Genomic DNA, 20108 nt, shown 5'->3' on the forward strand with positions numbered 1-20108 from the left:
AGTATAAAGCTATGGGGGGATTTTCGTGAATAATGGTTACTCACCTATGTCTTCTAATCAACAAAATGTTTCTGTAGAGCATGATATTATCATGCGTGGCAGGCGTGTAATCGATATTACTGGTGTAAAGCAAGTAGAGAGTTTTGATAGCGAAGAGTTTTTACTCGAGACTGTAATGGGTTTTTTAACAATTCGTGGTCAAAATTTGCAAATGAAGAATTTAGATGTAGAAAAGGGTGTTGTATCAATTAAAGGGAAAGTTCATGAAATGCTGTATATTGATGAGAACCAAGGGGAGAAAACTAAAGGCTTCTTTAGTAAGCTGTTTAAATGAGCCTAACAATTCAGTTGTATACAATGCTTTCGATGATTGGAATGGGTGCTTGGATTGGTGCTTCTTTAGATACATACCAACGGTTTTTAAAACGCCAAGAGCGTAAACGTTGGCTTGTATTTATACATGATATACTATTTTGGATTGTCCAAGCATTATTCGTTTTTTATGTATTACTGCGTGTAAATGAAGCCGAACTACGTATATATGTATTTTTGGCGTTACTATGTGGTTTTGCAGCATATCAAAGCTTATTGAAAGTACTATACATGAAGATGTTAAATTTTCTCATCTATATTTTTGTACAAACAACACAATTTTTTGTTCGAATTATACAGCTACTCATGATAAAACCTGTTATTATTATAGCACAGCTATTTATTGCATTTATATTATTCTTATTTCGTATACTGCTTTCAATTGGACATGTGTTATGGAAAATGGTGATTTGGATATTACTTTTCATATGGAAAGTTTTTTTCTCGCCTGTTCGGTTTATTGCTTCGCTCATATGGAAACTTCTCCCTAATCGTGTTAAACTTTTTATAATGAAGCATGTAGGGTTCCTGCAATATGTAGCAAAATTGAAGGGACATATCTTCCAATTATGGGTGCGTATAAAAAAGAAGTTAGGGGGACCTCGGAAATGAGGGAACTGAGACAAAGAACAATCGAAAAACAGAGTCCAAATCCTGTTAAAGAACATATAATACAAACGGATGAGAACAGGAAGCGACTTTATCGCCGTTTAGCGGTTTTTCTTGTCTTTGCTTTTACAATTATTGCTAGTATTAGTGTGACGTTTTATCAACAAAACAGTTCCATTAAAGCAAAAGAAGCAAAAGTTAAGGACATGAAAAAAGAACTGGATTCATTAACGAAAAAAGAAAAGAATCTAAAAGATGAAGTTCAAAAGTTGAATGATGAAGAGTACGTTTTAAAGATTGCTAGAAGGGATTATTTCTTCTCCGGAAAAGGGGAGATAATTTTTCCTGTTTCTAAGTAGAGTATGTCTTATTGACACTACATTTTAGGATTATATATAATAAAGTAAAATTTGACTTTTTAACCACTAAGGAGGAGCATTTTTTTTATGTCAATCGAGGTAGGCAGCAAGTTACAGGGTAAAGTAACAGGTATTACAAATTTTGGGGCTTTTGTGGAGCTGCCAGAAGGCTTAACAGGTCTTGTTCATATTAGTGAAGTTGCTGATAATTATGTGAAAGATATTAACGATCACTTAAAAGTAGGCGACCAAGTAGAAGTAAAAGTTATCAATGTTGAAAAAGATGGCAAAATTGGCCTATCTATTAAGAAAGCGAAAGAACGTGAAAAAACAGAAGGAGATCGTCCGCGTGGTGAATACCAACGTGGTGGTGATCAACAACGTTCTGGACGTCCACAACGTAATAATAATCGTTCTTCCAACAGAGATAACCGCGGTGGCGGTAACGAACGAGCTCCAAAAGAAACATTTGAGCAAAAGATGGCACGCTTTTTAAAAGATAGTGAAGATCGTTTAACTTCTTTAAAGCGTAACACAGAATCTAAACGTGGTGGCCGTGGCGCACGTCGCGGATAATAAGTCCGTTTAATTCTTAACATATAGAGAGGTACCCAGAGTAATTACTCGGGTACTTTTTTATGTGAGAGAATATATTTTTAAAAAAGTTTTTGAGATGTATTGACTTTAAAATATATCTGATGTAATATACTAATTGTCCGTTAAATACGACGACATGGCGGTGTAGCTCAGCTGGCTAGAGCGTACGGTTCATACCCGTGAGGTCGGGGGTTCGATCCCCTCCGCCGCTATATTTAATTTAACGGCCCGTTGGTCAAGTGGTTAAGACACCGCCCTTTCACGGCGGTAACACGGGTTCGAATCCCGTACGGGTCATCTAAAAAGATCATGCAAATTTGCATGGTCTTTTTTTGTTAAATATAAATTAAGACGTACAATACTTCTACAAAATCACCCTATATTTTCTGAACATTCTTTCAACTCGCTTTAAATAAATTAAATACTATGTATATATGTAGATTTATTTCGAATAAAAAGTCGAACGATTATAAAAGTCAAAACTGTTGTTTTGACAAAAAAACCAATAATCATCTTTTATAATAACAGTAATTAAACTATGCAGGTGGTGTTAAAAATATGCCTAAAGCAGGAAGGAATACTATGAATACAAGTGCATTGGCGATGAATGAAAGTCAGCTTGGAACAATAAAGTGGACGAGTAAGTTGCGAATGAAGTTTGAAAAAGTTTTCTTTAGATGGGGATTCATTATTGCTGTTATTGGTTTTCTTTTGGGACGAGCATATATATTAACAAACATTTTACCGTTTGCATTGCCGTTTTTTGCTGCTGTTTATGTTATGAAGCGAGATAAAATGCCGCTCGCGTTCTTAGCCCTAATGGGGGGAGCACTTTCAGTTTCAATAGATAATTTATTTTTTACTTTTGCATCTATCTTTACCTTCTTTATTTATAATATCTTCTTTAGTCGGTTTACACGTAAAACTGTTGGACTTGTACCATTCCAAGTATTTATCTCCGCATTAACCGCACATTTAGTTGTTGTATATTTTGCACAGCAAACCGTCACCATGTATGATCTGCTCGTCAGTACGATCGAAGCGGGGCTTAGCTTCGTATTAACGATGATATTTTTACAAAGTGTTCCGCTTTTAGTGGAAAGGAAAGGGAAGCAACAAGCGTTAGAAACAGAAGAAATTGTTTGTTTAATTATATTACTAGCATCTGTTTTAACGGGCACAACGGATTGGTTTGTTTATGATGCTTCTATTCAACATATTTTCACTAGATATTTAGTATTAGTATTTGCCTTTATTGCAGGGGCAGCTACAGGGTCCACGGTAGGAGTTGTCACTGGGTTAATATTAAGTTTAGCAAATGTGGCGAGCTTGTCTCAACTTAGTCTCCTTGCCTTTTCAGGATTGCTTGGGGGATTGTTAAAAGAAGGGAAGCGTATAGGAGTTAGTTTAGGTTTATTAATTGGTACAAGCTTAATTACATTATATGTAGACAAGCAAACAAGTATTGTAACAACTTTAATTGAATCTGGTGTAGCGATTGTTTTCTTCTTATTAACACCGAAGCTTGTTATGGATCGTATTGCTAAATTTATGCCGGGTACACAGGAACATTCACAGGATCAACAACAATATTTAAGAAGAGTGCGCGATGTTACAGCAAACAAAATCAATCAATTTGCTAATGTATTTGCTGCTTTGTCTAATAGCTTTTCTGTATACGGGTATGTGGAGGAGGAAGATAAAGAAACAGAAGCTGATTTATTTTTAAGTACAATTACTGCAAAAACATGTCAAACATGCTTTAAGAAGGATCAATGTTGGGTAGTTAATTTTGATAAAACATACGATTATATGAAACAAATAATGAGTGAAACAGAAGAAGGAACGCTGCAGCATAATCGGAAGTTAGTTCGTGAATGGGACAAGCATTGTGTGAGAGGGAAGAAAGTAACGGATTTAGTAGCGGGTGAATTAGATCACTTCTATGAGGGGCAGAAATTAAGAAAACAAATGAAGGAAAATCGTAGAATTGTAGCGGAGCAATTACTAGGTGTATCAAAAGTGATGGAGGATTTCGCTAAGGAGATACAACGAGAAAGAGAGAACCATCAAGCGCAGGAGGAGCAAATTTTACAAGCGTTTCGTGATTTTGGTGTCGAAGTGGAGCATGTTGATATTTATTGTTTAGATAGAGGAAGTATTGATATTGAAATGTTGATTCCGGCTGCATCTAATGAACATGGGGAATGTGAGAAGTTGGTTGCTCCAATGCTTTCAGATATTTTAAAAGAGAATATCGTCGTTAAGCATGAAGAGAAATCCTCATATCCAAATGGGCACAGTTTAATATCATTTGGTTCAGCGAAGACGTATTCTCTTGATACAGGATTGGCCACAGCTGCAAAAGGTGGTGGGTTTATTTCAGGTGATTCCTACGCGATGATGGATTTGAGCGTTGGTAAATATGCACTTGCGATTAGTGATGGTATGGGAAATGGACAAAGGGCTCATATGGAGAGTAGGGAAACGGTAAAATTATTACAAAAGATACTTCAATCAGGTATTGATGAAGAAATAGCGATTAAGTCCATCAATTCGATTCTTTCTTTAAGGACGACAGAGGAGATGTATACAACGCTTGACTTGGCTATGGTAGATTTAAGGGATGCGAGTGCGAAGTTTTTAAAGATTGGATCGACGCCGAGTTTTGTTAAACGCGGAAATAATATTTTGAAAATTGAGGCAAGTAATTTGCCGATGGGAATCATTGAAGATGTTGAAGTTGATGTGGTTGGTGAGCAATTAAAAACGGGTGATCTTCTTATCATGATGAGTGACGGCATCTTTGAGGGAGCGCAACATGTGGAGAATCATGAATTATGGATAAAACGTAAAATTAAAGAACTACAAACAGAGGACCCACAGGAAATCGCTGATATTATTATGGAAGAAGTAATTCGCTCTGGTGATGGTTATATAAATGATGATATGACTATTGTGGTGGCGAAAGTAAAGAAAAATATGCCGAAGTGGGCTACGATTCCAATAGTAGGAATGCAGGCGCAATAAAATAATCAAAAAACCTAGGTAGATGCCTAGGTTTTTTTGATTAAAAAGGTAATGTGATTACTTTGTTAAATATACAGGAGGGATGTAAGATAAAAATATGGATTTTGTACATCTTTTTTTTGCACAATGTTTGTAAAAGTTGTACCATTATATACAAGGTAACTAATGTTGTTGTTCTTGTTTAATGAAAGGTGATTGCGAAGTTGAAAGATGCATTTGTTGAAAAAGTAGATGACTTTGTAAAGCAGCATGATGTATTAAAGAAACATTCAACAATTGTTGTAGGGGTTTCTGGTGGTCCTGACTCTTTGGCTCTTTTATATTATTTGTTAGAAAAAAGGGCAGAAAAACAGCTAGAAATTGTAGTAGCACATGTGGACCATATGTTTAGAGGTAATGAATCTTATGAGGATTTACAGTTTGTACAGGGTCTTTGCAAAGAGCTAGGAGTTATTTGTGAAACGCTAAGGATTAATGTGTCGCAATATCAACAGCAATATGGAATGAATGCACAAGTTGCAGCTAGAGAATGCAGATATGCATTTTTGGAAAGAATAATGAAGAAATATGATGCGAGTTATGTAGCTCTTGGTCACCATGGAGATGATCAAGTAGAGACGATTTTAATGCGCCTTGTACGAGGGAGTACTCCGAAAGGATACGCAGGAATTGCAGTGAAGCGATCTTTTCATAATGGATATTTAATTAGGCCGTTACTTGGGGTAACTAAGGAAGAAATTGTTGATTACTGTAATAAATTAAAAGTTATTCCGCGTATAGATCCGAGTAATAAAAAAGAAGTATATACAAGGAATCGATTACGTAAATATGTCCTTCCTTATTTGAAAGAAGAAAATCCACAAATGCATGAGAAATTTCAAAAATTTAGCGTGCAGATGCAAGAAGATGAGGCTTATTTGCAGGAATTAGCTTTTGAGAAAATGAATAAAGTAATTACAAAAAAAAGCGATAAACAAATTAGCTTATCAATTCCTGCCTTTGAATCCATGTCTATGCCTTTACAAAGAAGAGGGATTCAACTAATATTAAACTATCTTTATGAATATAAGATTCCATCTTCGCTTTCTTCTATACATATTGACAAGGTGATTGAATTTTTTAAGCGGGCACAACCTTCAGGTTCACTAGATTTTCCAGGTGGTTTGAAAATTGTTCGCACATACGAAGAATGTGGTTTTGGATTTAAACAAGAAATTGTTTCTCCTTTTTCGCAAGATTTATCAGTACCTGGGACAATTATATTGCCGAATGGGGATAAACTTGTAACAGAGGTGAGCGAAGATATACCGAGTAACATGAATGAAACAGTATTTGTTGCTAAGTATAATGATATATCGTATCCACTTCGTATTCGGTCTAGGGAAAATGGAGATCGCATGTCAATGCAAGGTATGGATGGTACAAAAAAGATAAAAGCTGTTTTTATCGAAGCAAAAGTACCAAAAGAAAAAAGAGAAGAATGGCCGATCGTTTGTGACGCAAGTGGAAATATTATTTGGGTACCCTTGTTGAAACGATCTGCGTTTGCTACTTCGAAAGAGCTAGCAAAGAAGGGTAAATACATGATTATTCACTACAAAAGCAAGGAGTCTTCCGGGAGGATAATGAAATGATGAATCAAGATATCGAAAAAGTATTAATTTCTGAAGAACAAATACAAGAAAAGGTGCACGAACTAGGTGCAGTTATTGCAGAGGATTACAAAAATACAGTACCTCTTGCGATTGGTGTACTAAAGGGTGCAATGCCATTTATGGCAGATTTATTAAAGAGAACAGATACATATCTTGAAATGGATTTTATGGCTGTATCTAGCTACGGTCACTCTACAGTTTCGACAGGCGAAGTAAAAATCTTAAAAGATCTTGATACTTCGGTAGAAGGTCGCGATATTTTAATCGTTGAAGATATTATTGATAGCGGTCTTACACTAAGCTATTTAGTGGATCTGTTTAAATATCGTAAAGCGAAATCTGTAAAAATTGTTACTTTATTAGATAAGCCAACAGGCCGTAAGGTTGATCTGAAAGCAGATTATGTTGGATTTACTGTTCCTCATGAATTTGTTGTAGGATATGGATTAGATTATAAAGAGCAGTACCGTAATCTTCCTTATGTAGGAGTATTAAAACCAAGTGTTTACTCAAATTAATTAAATATAGGCGTTACAATTGTATAGGAAATTTTTTTTATGTTACGATTTACTATAGTGTTTATGCCGTGAGAGGAGGTTAGGAATGAATCGTATCTTCCGTAATACCATCTTTTATTTACTGATATTCTTAGTAGTAATTGGAATCGTGAGCTATTTTAATGGTTCGACGCAAAAAACGACATCAGTTAGCTACGATAAATTCATTACTCAACTTGAAAAAGGTGAAGTGCGTAATGTGCAGCTTCAACCGAAAAATGGTGTGTTTGAGGTAAAGGGACAATTCAAGACTTCTAGCCAAGGAGAACAATTTGTTACTTATGCACCAAATACTGAGGAATTACAAAAGAAAATTAATGATAAAGCGCAAGGGGCTGAAGTTAAGTATCAACCAGCAGAAGAAACAAGTGCTTGGGTAACGTTCTTTACTTCTATCATTCCGTTTGTCATTATCTTCATTTTATTCTTCTTCTTATTAAACCAAGCTCAGGGCGGCGGTAGCCGTGTTATGAACTTCGGGAAAAGTAAGGCAAAGCTATACAATGATGAAAAGAAAAAAATTCGTTTCAGAGATGTTGCTGGAGCGGATGAAGAGAAACAAGAACTTGTTGAGGTAGTTGAATTCTTGAAAGACCCTCGTAAGTTCGCTGAAGTTGGTGCCCGTATTCCGAAGGGTGTTCTATTAGTGGGACCTCCAGGTACAGGTAAAACTTTACTAGCACGTGCTGTTGCAGGTGAGGCAGGCGTTCCGTTCTTCTCTATTAGTGGTTCTGACTTCGTAGAGATGTTCGTCGGTGTCGGTGCATCCCGTGTACGTGATTTATTTGAAAATGCAAAGAAAAATGCTCCTTGTATCATTTTCATTGATGAAATTGATGCAGTAGGACGTCAACGTGGCGCGGGTCTTGGCGGTGGTCATGATGAGCGTGAACAAACGTTGAACCAATTGCTTGTTGAAATGGATGGATTCGGTGCAAATGAAGGTATTATTATCATCGCTGCGACAAACCGTCCTGATATTCTTGATCCAGCGTTATTACGTCCAGGTCGTTTTGACCGTCAAATTACAGTAGATCGTCCAGATGTAAATGGTCGTGAAGCTGTACTTAAGGTACACGCTCGTAATAAACCGCTTGATGAGAATGTCAACTTAAGAGCAATTGCAACTCGTACACCAGGATTCTCTGGTGCCGATCTTGAAAACTTATTAAACGAAGCTGCTTTAGTAGCTGCGCGTCAAGATAAGAAGAAAATTGATATGAGTGACATCGATGAAGCGACGGATCGTGTTATTGCAGGTCCAGCTAAGAAAAGTCGCGTTATCTCTGAAAAAGAACGTAATATCGTTGCATTCCATGAGGCTGGCCATACTGTAATTGGTGTTGTCCTTGATGAAGCAGATATCGTTCATAAAGTAACAATTGTCCCTCGTGGTCAAGCTGGTGGATATGCGGTAATGCTTCCGAAGGAAGATCGTTACTTCATGACAAAACCAGAGTTACTTGATAAAATCACTGGTTTACTTGGTGGTCGAGTAGCTGAGGAGATTGTATTTGGTGAAGCAAGTACAGGTGCTCACAACGACTTCCAACGTGCGACTGGTATTGCAAGACGTATGGTTACAGAATTCGGAATGAGTGATAAGCTTGGACCGATGCAATTTGGTAGCTCACAAGGTGGTCAGGTATTCTTAGGAAGAGACTTCCATTCAGAACAAAACTACAGTGATGCAATCGCGCATGAAATTGATGTGGAAATGCAAATAATTATTAAAGACTGTTATGCTCGTGCGAAACAAATTCTTACTGAAAAACGAGATAAGCTTGATATTATCGCGAAAACGTTACTTGAAGTAGAAACATTAGATGCAGAGCAAATTAATCATTTATATGATTATGGCAGATTACCTGAGCGTCCAACATCTTCAGATGATGTGAAAGTAAACATCAATATGAAGAAAGACGATGAAGATACAGAAGATAAGTAAGAAACGAAGGAGTGACAATAGTCACTCCTTTTTTTTGTGGAATGAATTTAAGTGGCAAAAAAAATTGAATGAAACTATTATTTAAAATTGAAATAGAGAGTAATCTTTTTGTACAATGATGAGTATAGAAAAACTGATTATATAAGTATGTGTGATATGATGTTTTTATAAGTTTTATACATACTGCGCAAATATAGATTAAATAAGATAAGTGGTGAGAATATGATTTTTGTATTGGATGTAGGGAACACAAATGCGGTACTAGGTGTGTTTGAAGAGGGGGAACTTCGTCAGCATTGGCGCATGGAAACAGATCGTCATAAAACAGAAGATGAGTATGGGATGCTTGTAAAGCAGTTACTTGAGCATGAAGGTCTTTCTTTTGAAGATGTGAAAGGTATTATTGTGTCTTCAGTCGTACCGCCAATTATGTTCGCTTTAGAGCGTATGTGTGAAAAGTATTTTAAAATTAAACCGCTTGTAGTGGGGCCTGGGATAAAAACTGGCTTGAATATTAAATATGAAAATCCACGTGAAGTAGGCGCGGACCGAATTGTAAATGCAGTAGCAGGAATCCACTTATATGGAAGTCCGCTTATTATTGTTGATTTTGGTACGGCTACTACATATTGTTATATTAACGAAGAGAAGCATTATATGGGTGGCGTTATTACGCCAGGAATTATGATTTCGGCAGAAGCTTTATATAGCAGGGCAGCAAAGCTTCCTCGTATTGAAATTACAAAACCGGGTAGTGTTATCGGGAAGAATACAGTAAGTGCAATGCAATCAGGTATTCTTTATGGATACGTTGGACAAGTGGAAGGTATTGTTAAGCGTATGAAGGAAGAAGCTAAGCAAGAACCGAAAGTTATTGCAACAGGTGGATTGGCAAAATTAATTTCAGAAGAATCAAATGTAATTGATATTGTAGATCCGTTTTTAACGTTAAAAGGTTTGTATATGTTATATGAGCGTAATACAAATTTACAACATGAGAAGGGTGAATAAATAAGTATGAAAGATTATTTAGTAAAAGCGTTAGCGTTTAATGGAGAGGTTCGTGCTTATAGTGTACGTACAACAAATACAGTAAGTGAGGCGCAAAAACGTCATGATACATGGAGAACAGCTTCAGCGGCACTTGGTCGTTCTTTAACTGCGGGTACAATGATGGGTGCTATGTTAAAAGGCGAGCAGAAGTTAACGATTAAAGTAGAGGGTAACGGCCCGATTGGTCCTATCTTAGTCGATGCTCATGCAAATGGGGATGTACGTGGTTATGTAACGAATCCGCATGTTGATTTTGAAGGAACGGAACAAGGAAAATTACGTGTATATCAAGCGGTAGGTACAGAAGGATTTGTAACGGTAATTAAAGATATCGGTATGCGTGAACCGTTTATTGGTCAATCTCCCATTGTTTCAGGAGAACTAGGGGAAGATTTCACATATTATTTCGCGGTTTCTGAGCAGACGCCTTCTTCTGTAGGTGTTGGTGTTCTTGTAAATGGAGATGATAGCGTATTAGCGGCGGGTGGATTCATTCTTCAAATTATGCCAGGTGCGCAGGAAGAAACAATTTCATTTATTGAAGAGCGTCTTCAACAAATCCCGCCAGTATCACAATTAATCGAACAAGGTCTTTCTCCAGAAGAATTACTGTATGAAGTGCTTGGAGAAGATAAAGTGAAAGTGCTAGAAACAATGGATGTTCAATTTAATTGTACATGTTCACGTGAGCGTATTGAAAGCGTGCTAATTAGTTTAGGTAAAGCGGAGCTAGAACAAATTCGTGCAGAAGAAGAAGAGACGGAAGTTCACTGTCACTTCTGTAATGAACGACATAAATTCGCTAAAGAAGATATTACAAGTCTAATTGAGAACCTGTAATAAAGAAGTTTAGGCGGAGAATCAGCCGCCCGAATAGATTGACAAACAGGGAATTTTCTGACAAAATCTAAATATAGATAAAACCAATAAAAATACTCGGTGTTAGGAGTGACAGGAATGCGAGTGGCACAATCAGTTTCAGAATTAATCGGGAAAACGCCGATCGTTAAGTTGAACCGCATCGTAGAATCAGACAGCGCAGATGTATACTTAAAATTAGAATTTATGAATCCGGGGAGCAGTGTTAAAGATCGTATCGCGTTAGCTATGATTGAAGATGCTGAAAATAAAGGATTATTAAAAGAGGGCGATACAATCATTGAGCCGACAAGTGGTAACACAGGTATTGGCTTAGCGATGGTAGCAGCTGCTAAAGGATATAAGGCAATTTTAGTAATGCCAGAAACAATGAGTATTGAGCGTCGTAATTTATTACGCGCTTACGGTGCTGAATTAGTATTGACTCCAGGACCTGAAGGAATGGGCGGAGCAATTCGAAAGGCAACTGAATTAGCAGAAGAACATGGGTACTTTATACCACAACAGTTCCAAAATCAAGCGAATCCAGAAATCCATCGTATAACAACAGGTCCAGAAATTGTTGAACAGATGGGGGATCAATTAGATGCGTTTATCGCAGGTATTGGTACAGGTGGAACAATTACAGGCGCCGGTGAAGTGCTGAAAGAAGCTTATAAAGATATCAAAATTTACGCGGTAGAACCTGCGGATTCACCAGTATTATCTGGTGGAAAGCCAGGACCACATAAGATCCAAGGAATTGGAGCGGGGTTTGTTCCGGAGACATTGGATGTAGAGGTATATGATGAAATTATTCAAGTGAAAACGGAGCAAGCGTTCGAATATGCGAGAAGAGTGGCTAAAGAAGAAGGTATTTTAGTTGGTATCTCTTCGGGAGCAGTCGTTTATGCAGCGACAGAAGTTGCGAAGAAATTAGGTAAAGGGAAAAAGGTACTTGTTATTATCCCAAGTAACGGTGAACGTTATTTAAGTACACCACTTTATCAATTTGAGTCATAATTGAATGTGATTTGAAAAGCATCCTTAAAAAAGGATGCTTTTTCTTTTTTGATTGGAAAAAGGAAAAGAGTGAATGACTAGAAAACTTCATGTAAAATAAGAAGTAGTATAATTAATTTATTTTCACTAGCCCTCAAGTATAATCATTCTCTATATAAATAATTTTATGTAGTTTGAGTTGATTGGCTTAAGAGGGTGGGATAACAGAAGACGGGGTGTTGATATGCAACGAAGAAAATCTTTAGCGCTTTCTATTCCATATCAGTTAGATTTCTTTAAGCAATATAAATTTCTTTCTCAGGATAAGCCGCAACATATTTTGTTAGAAAGTGGACGTGGTGGTCGTTATAACATTGTTGGGCTGGATCCAATAGCGGTAATTCAGGGTAAGAATGAGACGTTACATATAAGCGAAAGTGGTAAGGAAACAATAGAGCGAGGGAATCCATTAGATTTAATGCAAGCGTATATGGAGAAATGGAAAACGGATTATAATCCGGAGTACCCACCTTTTCAGGGTGGGGCAATTGGATACTTTAGTTATGATTGTATCCGTTATATTGAAAAACTTTCTTCTCTTGCGGAGGATGATATTAATATACCTGACATATTCTTTTTGTTATTTGATGACGTGTTTGTGTATGATCAACAGGAGAAAGTATTATGGATTATTACGCATTATGTAGATGAGTGTGAAGAGGCAGAAGAACGATTAAATGAATGGAAGGGTCTTTGGATGAAAGAAGCTCCCGAAGTGATTATGCCGTTTGAATGTCCTGAAAAGAAAAATGAAGCAGTCGCTTTTACGGAAGAGGGCTTTATGAAGGCCGTTGAACGTATTCAAGAATATATTGGAGCGGGTGATGTGTTTCAAGTAAACTTGTCGACAAGACAAGAAAGAACATTACAAACACATCCATTAGAAATATATACAAGTCTTCGTGAAATTAATCCATCTCCATATATGGGTTACTTGGAGTTTGGAGATTTTCAAATTGTTAGTGCTTCGCCTGAATTGCTAATTAAAAAGCAAGGAAAAGAAGTGAGTACAAGACCGATTGCTGGTACGCGCTCTCGAGGAGCAAGTGAGCAAGAGGATGAAGAATTAGCGAAAGAATTAATTGAAAATGAAAAGGAAAGAGCAGAGCATGTAATGCTTGTGGATTTAGAACGAAATGACTTGGGCCGGGTTTGTAAATATGGCACTGTTGAAGTAGATGAATTTATGGTAATTGAAAAATACTCACACGTTATGCATATTGTTTCTAATGTGCGTGGTGAGGTGGAAGCAGATAAAGATGCTTTCGATTTGGTGAAGGCTGTATTTCCTGGTGGGACAATTACCGGTGCCCCGAAAATACGTACGATGGAAATTATTGAAGAATTAGAACCTGTTCGCCGAGGAATTTATACGGGTTCAATTGGTTGGATTGGTTATTCTGGAGATACGGAATTGAATATTGTAATCCGAACACTACTTGCTAAAGATGGACAAGCGCATGTGCAAGCTGGAGCGGGTATTGTAATTGATTCAAATCCAAAAGATGAATATAAAGAGTCGTTAAAAAAAGCAATCGCTTTATGGCGTGCAAAAGAAAGTAGCGAAGAAACGGTTAGGTGAGAGAAATGATATTAATGATTGATAATTATGATTCTTTTACATTTAATTTAGTGCAATTTCTTGGAGAACTTGGACAAGAGCTTATTGTTAAGCGTAATGATGAAGTGACTATTTCGGATATTGAGAATATGAAACCAGATTTTTTAATGATTTCGCCAGGTCCATGTAGTCCTAATGAGGCGGGAATCAGTATGGATGTTATTAAATATTTTGCAGGTAAGCTTCCGGTTTTTGGGGTCTGTCTTGGACATCAATCAATTGCGCAAGTATTTGGAGGGGATGTTGTCAGGGCAGAGCGTTTGATGCATGGAAAAACATCTTTAATGCATCATGATGGGCAGACGATTTTTTCTGATATCCCAAATCCATTTACCGCGACACGTTATCACTCTCTTATCGTTAAAAAAGAGACGTTACCGAATTGTTTAGAGATAACATCTTGGACTGAAGAAGGTGAAATTATGGCGCTTCGTCATAAAACGTTGCCGATTGAAGGGGTACAATTCCATCCGGAATCTATTATGACTTCTCACGGGAAAGAGTTGCTACAGAATTTCATTCGCAAATATAGCCCAAGTGTGACATCGTGTTAATTTACGTAAATGGCGCGTATGTAGAAGCGAGTGAAGCGAAAATTTCTCCTTATGACCACGGTTACCTATATGGGCTTGGGGTTTTTGAGACATTTCGTATTTATAATGGTCATCCCTTTTTATTGGATGATCATTATGAACGCTTAATGGATGCGCTCGATATATTGCAAATCAAATGGACAATGACAAAAGATGAAGTGATGCTTATTTTAAAGAATCTACTTGTTAAGAATGAGTTAAAGCATGCGTATGTGCGCTTAAATGTATCGGCGGGTATAGATGAAATAGGATTACAAACGGAAGTATATGAAGAACCGTCTGTTATTGTTTTTATAAAACCTTTAGCAGCTCCAGGGAATGTAGTGGAAAAAGAAGGAGTTATTTTAAAGCAAGTGAGAAATACACCTGAGGGTGCATTTCGCTTGAAGTCCCATCATTATTTAAATAATATTTTAGGGAAACGCGAAATTGGAAATGTTGTGAATAAGGAAGGTGTTTTTCTTACCGAAACAGGTTATGTTGCAGAGGGTATTGTTTCGAATCTCTTTTTTGTTAAAGGAGGTATTTTATATACTCCTTCATTAGAAACAGGGATTTTAAACGGAATCACTCGTGCGTTTATTATAAAGGCTGCTGAAGAGCTAGATATAGAAGTAAAGGAAGGTTTCTTTACAAAAGATGAATTGCTTTCAGCGGATGAAGTGTTCGTAACGAACTCTATTCAAGAGATTGTCCCCCTTTATCGTATAGAGGAGAAAGATTTCCCGGGTAAAGTGGGAGTGGTTACAAAAAGACTTATGGATCTTTATGGAGTGCAGAGAGAGAAATTGTGGAGCAGAAATGAATTGCGAAGAGGAGATGTGTAGTTTGAAGTGGGATTATGATTTGCGCTGCGGCGAATATACATTGAACTTAAATGAAAAGACATTAATTATGGGGATTTTAAATGTAACGCCAGATTCATTTTCTGATGGTGGGAGTTACAACGAAGTAGATGCTGCGGTGCGACATGCGAAAGAAATGAAAAATGAAGGTGCTCATATTATTGATATCGGTGGTGAATCTACCCGCCCGGGTTTTGCTAAAGTTTCGGTAGAAGAAGAAATAAAGCGAGTCGTTCCGATGATTCAGGCGGTTTCGAAAGAAGCGAAATTACCTATTTCTATCGATACGTATAAAGCTGAAGTTGCAAAACAAGCGATTGAAGCTGGTGCTCATATTATTAATGATATTTGGGGAGCGAAGGCGGAACCGAAGATTGCTGAAGTTGCAGCCTATTATGATGTACCTATTATCTTAATGCATAACCGAGATAATATGAACTATCGCAACTTAATGGCTGATATGATTGTTGATTTGTATGAAAGTATTAAAATTGCTAAAGATGCTGGTGTACGAGACGAGAATATTATTTTAGACCCAGGTATCGGTTTTGCGAAAACACCTGAACAAAATTTAGAAGCGATGCGTAATTTAGAACAGTTAAATGTACTGGGTTATCCAGTCCTCTTAGGTACTTCAAGAAAGTCCTTTATTGGTCATGTATTAAATTTACCAGTGGAGGAGCGTCTTGAAGGAACGGGTGCTACCGTTTGTCTTGGTATTGAAAAGGGCTGTGAATTTATCCGTGTTCATGATGTGAAAGAAATGGCGCGTATGGCTAAGATGATGGATGCGATGATTGGTAAGGGGGTAAAGTAATTGGATAAAATTTATATCCATGATATGGAGTTTTACGGTTATCATGGTGTATTCCCAGAAGAGAATAAATTAGGTCAGAGATTTAAAGTAGATTTAACGGTGGAGTTGGATTTAAAACGCGCAGGAGAAAGTGACGACTTAGAGCATTCTGTCAATTACGGGGAACTTTTTGAGCTGTGTAGAAAAGTTGTTGAAGATAGAACTTATAAGCTTGTAGAGAGTATCGCTGAAAATATCGCTACAGATATATTGAAACAATATGAGAGTATTTCACGGTGTACAATTAAGGTAATTAAACCGGATCCGCCGATACCAGGACATTATCGTGCTGTAGCGGTAGAAATTACGAGAGAGCGTCCATGAATAATATAGCGTACATTGCATTAGGTTCCAATATTGGGGAGCGTTATACTTATTTAACTGAAGCGATTCAGTTTTTAAATAAAAACCAGCATATCCAAGTTGATGATGTTTCGTCTGTATATGAAACCGATCCGGTTGGCTATACTGACCAAAATTGCTTTTTAAATTTAGTTATAAAAATTTCTACCAATTTATCACCGCAAGAATTATTGAAAGTAACACAAAGGGTAGAGAATGACCTAGGAAGAAAAAGGGAAATTAGATGGGGCCCGAGGACCATCGACCTTGACATTTTACTATATAATCAAGAAAATATTGAAGCAGAGAATCTTATTGTTCCGCATCCGCGGATGTTCGAAAGAGCTTTTGTTATCGTTCCGTTGTTAGAAATCAATCAAGATATAAAACAAGGCATTTCACGTTCACAAGTAGAAGAAATGAAAAGGCGAGAGGGAGTAACGGTATGGAAGCAGAAAAATGGGGAAGACGCATTCGTGCTTTTCGAAAGCTAAAAGGCTATACACAAGAAGGTTTTGCGAAAGAATTAGGGGTATCTGTATCTGTTTTAGGTGAAGTTGAGAGAGGGAATCGATCGCCTTCCCAAGATTTTGTAGTAGAAGTTGCTAAAGCATTAAAGGTCTCGATAGATGAACTAATGCCGAAGTGACTATGAAGGAAGGAGTAAATCGAGTGTTAAAGATTGCAAATATTGAGATGAAAAATCCGGTTGTATTAGCACCGATGGCGGGAGTGTGTAACTCTGCATTCCGTTTGACAGTAAAAGAATTTGGTGCAGGTTTAGTTTGTGCCGAAATGGTAAGTGATAAGGCAATATTACTTAATAACAAAAGAACATTAGATATGCTATATATCGATGAGAGAGAAAAGCCATTAAGCTTACAAATTTTTGGTGGAGAGAAAGAAACTCTTGTGGATGCTGCAAAATACGTAGATAAATATACGACAGCAGACATTATTGATATTAATATGGGGTGCCCAGTGCCGAAAATCACTAAGTGTGATGCAGGAGCAAAGTGGCTTTTAGACCCAAATAAAATATATGAGATGGTAGCGGCGGTTGTAGATGCTGTTGAAAAGCCAGTTACAGTTAAAATGCGTATTGGTTGGGATGAAGAACATATTTTCGCAATAGAAAATGCTAGAGCTGTTGAGCGTGCTGGTGGACAAGCGATAGCGGTTCATGGGCGTACACGAGTACAAATGTATGAAGGTAAAGCGGATTGGAATATTATTAAACAAGTAAAGCAGGCTGTAAATATTCCGGTTATCGGAAATGGTGATGTCGAAACACCACAAGATGCAAAGCGTATGCTTGATGAAATTGGTGTAGATGGTGTTATGATTGGTCGCGCTGCTCTTGGAGATCCGTGGATGATTTATCGTACGGTAAAGTATTTAGAGACAGGTGAGTTAATGCCGGAACCAACAGTGCGTGAGAAAATTGATGTATGTATGTTGCATCTAGATCGTCTTATCGATTTAAAGAACGAAAATGTTGCCGTAAGAGAGATGAGAAAGCATGCAGCTTGGTATTTAAAAGGTGTTCGTGGTAATGCGAGTGTGCGTAATGGTATCAATACTTGCGACACACGTGAAGACCTTGCGAATGTATTAGGTGCATTTGTAGAAGAAGTAGAAGCGAAACAACAAACAATTTATGTTGGTTAATAAGGGGGCATAGGAGATTGACATTCTTCTATACACTTCCTATAATTACGTGAAAGAAAGAAGAACTGCCAGTTAGTTGCTGGCAGTTTTTCTAGTTGAGTAGAAAATGCTATACTGTATATATTGTAAAAATTAATAGAGCTGGAGTGATATTAATATCATGGATAACATGAACCACGAAGAATTAAACGACCAATTGCTTGTTCGTCGTGAAAAGCTACATAATTTGCGTGAGCAAGGAATCGATCCGTTCGGTAAGCGATTTGAACGCACAAATTCAACAACTGACTTAGTAAGTCTATATGGAGAATTCTCTAAAGAAGAATTAGAAGAGAAAGAAATCACTGTTTCTATCGCTGGTCGTATTATGACAAAACGCGGTAAAGGAAAAGCGGGATTTGCGCATATTCAAGATTTACAGGGGCAAGTTCAAATTTATGTTCGTAAAGATACTGTTGGAGATGAAGAGTACGAGTTATTTACGACAGCAGATTTAGGTGACTTAGTAGGTATTGAAGGTAAAGTGTTCAAAACAAACGTTGGAGAACTTTCAGTAAAAGCAATAGGATTTACACTTTTAACGAAATCCCTTCGTCCATTACCGGATAAATACCATGGATTAAAAGATGTTGAACAACGCTATCGTCAACGTTACTTGGACTTAATTACAAGTATGGAAAGCCGTGAAACGTTCGTTACCCGTAGTAAAATCATTCGTGAAATGAGAAGATATTTAGATGACAACGGTTATCTTGAAGTAGAAACGCCTATGATGCACGCGATTGCAGGTGGAGCGTCTGCTCGTCCTTTCACTACACACCATAATGCGTTAGATATGGAATTATATATGCGTATCGCAATTGAACTTCATTTAAAACGTCTTATTGTGGGTGGATTAGAAAAGGTTTATGAGATCGGCCGTGTATTCCGTAATGAGGGTGTATCAACTCGTCATAACCCTGAGTTTACGATGATTGAATTATATGAAGCGTACGCTGATTATAATGATATTATGAAACTGACAGAAAATATGGTTGCTCATATCGCGAAAAAAGTATTGGGTACAACAACAATCCAATATGGTGATTATGAAATTAATTTAGAGCCAGAATGGACACGTCTTCATATGGTAGATGCAATTAAGCAACACTCTGGAGCAGATTTCTGGAATCCAATGAGTGTAGAAGAAGCGCGTGAACTTGCAAAAGAACATAATGTGGAAATTAAGAATACAATGGAAGTTGGTCATATTATTAATGAGTTCTTCGAACAAAAAATAGAAGATAAATTAATCCAACCAACATTTATTTACGGTCATCCGGTAGAAATTTCGCCACTTGCGAAAAAGAATGACGAAGATCCACGATTCACAGATCGTTTCGAGTTATTTATCGTTGCACGTGAACATGCAAATGCATTCACTGAGTTAAATGATCCAATCGATCAAAAAGAACGTTTTGAAGCTCAACTAAAAGAGCGCGAGCAAGGTAATGACGAAGCTCATATGATGGATGATGATTATATCGAAGCTCTTGAGTACGGTATGCCTCCTACGGGCGGGTTAGGAATCGGTATTGATCGTCTTGTTATGTTATTAACAAACGCACCATCTATTCGTGACGTATTATTATTCCCAGCTATGCGCCATAAACAAGACTAAGCTTTGGAGATTTCTCCAAAGCTTTTTTTATTTCTTTATTTGAGGGGAGAGAAACCTTCTATTAAAAGGAACGCGAGATTATTACTCGTTAAATGGATGCTGGATTAAAAAAACTATACTTATATAGAAGAAAGGTGCTGTTTTTATGCTTTTTTACTAAGTTAAAAATTTTATTAGAAAAACTATTGCATTTCATTTTTCTACATGATATATTAATAACCGTCGCTGATGCGGAAACGCAGAAAACGACAAAAAAGAAATTGAAAAACTTAGTTGACATCGAAAAATGAAGATGTTAACATAAGGAAGTCGCAAATGAGCGGCTAAGTAGTTCTTTGAAAACTGAACGAAACAAACAACGTGAACGTCAATTTTTATTTTTAGATGCTAGACAAACTAACTTTATTGGAGAGTTTGATC

20 protein-coding genes and 2 tRNA genes are annotated in these 20108 nt (G+C 37.1%); all 22 read left to right on the plus strand.

Going from position 1 to position 20108, the window contains the following annotated elements; translation table 11 throughout:
* Positions 1-25 precede the first annotated feature (25 nt).
* The 22 genes from yabP (at position 26) to lysS (ending at position 19688) form a co-directional block, all read left to right on the plus strand.
* Positions 26-334 carry a sporulation protein YabP gene (yabP, locus tag ABH957_RS27925; RefSeq protein WP_001059101.1) on the plus strand — a complete coding sequence of 103 codons (309 nt, stop codon included), beginning with the start codon at positions 26-28 and terminating at the stop codon, positions 332-334.
* Positions 331-984, plus strand: a complete 654-nt coding sequence (gene yabQ / locus ABH957_RS27930) for a spore cortex biosynthesis protein YabQ (RefSeq protein ID WP_113938522.1) — start codon at positions 331-333, stop codon at positions 982-984. The genes yabP and yabQ overlap by 4 nt, the downstream gene beginning before the upstream one ends.
* Positions 981-1340 carry a cell division protein DivIC gene (gene divIC, locus ABH957_RS27935; RefSeq protein ID WP_002124547.1) on the plus strand — a complete coding sequence of 120 codons (360 nt, stop codon included), beginning with the start codon at positions 981-983 and terminating at the stop codon, positions 1338-1340. The genes yabQ and divIC overlap by 4 nt, the downstream gene beginning before the upstream one ends.
* Positions 1341-1427: 87 nt before the next feature.
* Positions 1428-1916: a S1 domain-containing RNA-binding protein gene (locus ABH957_RS27940; protein WP_002063394.1), complete on the plus strand. Its 489-nt coding sequence runs from the start codon at positions 1428-1430 to the stop codon at positions 1914-1916.
* A gap of 159 nt (positions 1917-2075) precedes the next feature.
* A tRNA-Met gene (locus tag ABH957_RS27945) sits at positions 2076-2149 on the plus strand.
* Positions 2150-2162: 13 nt separating this feature from the next.
* Positions 2163-2234: transfer RNA gene (locus tag ABH957_RS27950), tRNA-Glu, on the plus strand.
* Between the two features lie 261 nt (positions 2235-2495).
* Positions 2496-4967, plus strand: coding sequence for a stage II sporulation protein E (spoIIE, locus tag ABH957_RS27955; RefSeq protein WP_002091571.1), 2472 nt, complete (start codon positions 2496-2498; stop codon positions 4965-4967).
* 203 nt (positions 4968-5170) lie between these two features.
* Positions 5171-6601, plus strand: coding sequence for a tRNA lysidine(34) synthetase TilS (gene tilS, locus ABH957_RS27960; protein ID WP_404449617.1), 1431 nt, complete (start codon positions 5171-5173; stop codon positions 6599-6601).
* Positions 6598-7140, plus strand: a complete 543-nt coding sequence (gene hpt / locus ABH957_RS27965; RefSeq protein WP_002124550.1) for a hypoxanthine phosphoribosyltransferase — start codon at positions 6598-6600, stop codon at positions 7138-7140. The genes tilS and hpt overlap by 4 nt, the downstream gene beginning before the upstream one ends.
* A gap of 85 nt (positions 7141-7225) precedes the next feature.
* Positions 7226-9127, plus strand: coding sequence for an ATP-dependent zinc metalloprotease FtsH (ftsH, locus tag ABH957_RS27970; RefSeq protein ID WP_002091565.1), 1902 nt, complete (start codon positions 7226-7228; stop codon positions 9125-9127).
* Between the two features lie 222 nt (positions 9128-9349).
* Positions 9350-10138, plus strand: coding sequence for a type III pantothenate kinase (locus ABH957_RS27975; protein WP_404512734.1), 789 nt, complete (start codon positions 9350-9352; stop codon positions 10136-10138).
* 6 nt (positions 10139-10144) lie between these two features.
* Positions 10145-11020, plus strand: a complete 876-nt coding sequence (hslO, locus tag ABH957_RS27980) for a redox-regulated molecular chaperone HslO (RefSeq protein ID WP_002091564.1) — start codon at positions 10145-10147, stop codon at positions 11018-11020.
* 117 nt (positions 11021-11137) lie between these two features.
* Complete coding sequence (cysK, locus tag ABH957_RS27985) at positions 11138-12061, plus strand: cysteine synthase A (protein WP_002130221.1); 924 nt, start codon at positions 11138-11140, stop codon at positions 12059-12061.
* Between the two features lie 223 nt (positions 12062-12284).
* Entirely contained in the window at positions 12285-13682 is a 1398-nt protein-coding gene (gene trpE, locus ABH957_RS27990) for an anthranilate synthase component I (RefSeq protein WP_404449621.1), read from the plus strand.
* A 5-nt stretch (positions 13683-13687) separates the two neighbouring features.
* A complete protein-coding gene (pabA, locus tag ABH957_RS27995; protein ID WP_404512736.1) occupies positions 13688-14275 on the plus strand; it encodes an aminodeoxychorismate/anthranilate synthase component II in 588 nt (195 codons plus the stop codon).
* Positions 14269-15141, plus strand: coding sequence for an aminodeoxychorismate lyase (pabC, locus tag ABH957_RS28000; RefSeq protein WP_404512738.1), 873 nt, complete (start codon positions 14269-14271; stop codon positions 15139-15141). The genes pabA and pabC overlap by 7 nt, the downstream gene beginning before the upstream one ends.
* Complete coding sequence (gene folP / locus ABH957_RS28005; RefSeq protein WP_404512740.1) at positions 15116-15976, plus strand: dihydropteroate synthase; 861 nt, start codon at positions 15116-15118, stop codon at positions 15974-15976. Before pabC ends, folP begins: the two co-directional genes overlap by 26 nt.
* Positions 15977-16339: a dihydroneopterin aldolase gene (gene folB, locus ABH957_RS28010; RefSeq protein WP_000358063.1), complete on the plus strand. Its 363-nt coding sequence runs from the start codon at positions 15977-15979 to the stop codon at positions 16337-16339.
* Entirely contained in the window at positions 16336-16851 is a 516-nt protein-coding gene (gene folK, locus ABH957_RS28015) for a 2-amino-4-hydroxy-6-hydroxymethyldihydropteridine diphosphokinase (RefSeq protein ID WP_404512742.1), read from the plus strand. The genes folB and folK overlap by 4 nt, the downstream gene beginning before the upstream one ends.
* A complete protein-coding gene (locus ABH957_RS28020; RefSeq protein WP_000387027.1) occupies positions 16803-17006 on the plus strand; it encodes a helix-turn-helix domain-containing protein in 204 nt (67 codons plus the stop codon). The genes folK and ABH957_RS28020 overlap by 49 nt, the downstream gene beginning before the upstream one ends.
* Positions 17007-17029: 23 nt before the next feature.
* A complete protein-coding gene (gene dusB / locus ABH957_RS28025; protein WP_002009708.1) occupies positions 17030-18028 on the plus strand; it encodes a tRNA dihydrouridine synthase DusB in 999 nt (332 codons plus the stop codon).
* 160 nt (positions 18029-18188) lie between these two features.
* The gene (gene lysS / locus ABH957_RS28030; RefSeq protein WP_404512744.1) at positions 18189-19688 is read left to right on the plus strand and encodes a lysine--tRNA ligase; all 1500 of its coding nucleotides are present in this window, start codon (positions 18189-18191) and stop codon (positions 19686-19688) included.
* Positions 19689-20108 lie beyond the last annotated feature (420 nt).

The sequence above is a fragment of the Bacillus sp. RC242 genome, from assembly GCF_044908245.1.
Taxonomy (GTDB): domain Bacteria; phylum Bacillota; class Bacilli; order Bacillales; family Bacillaceae_G; genus Bacillus_A; species Bacillus_A mycoides.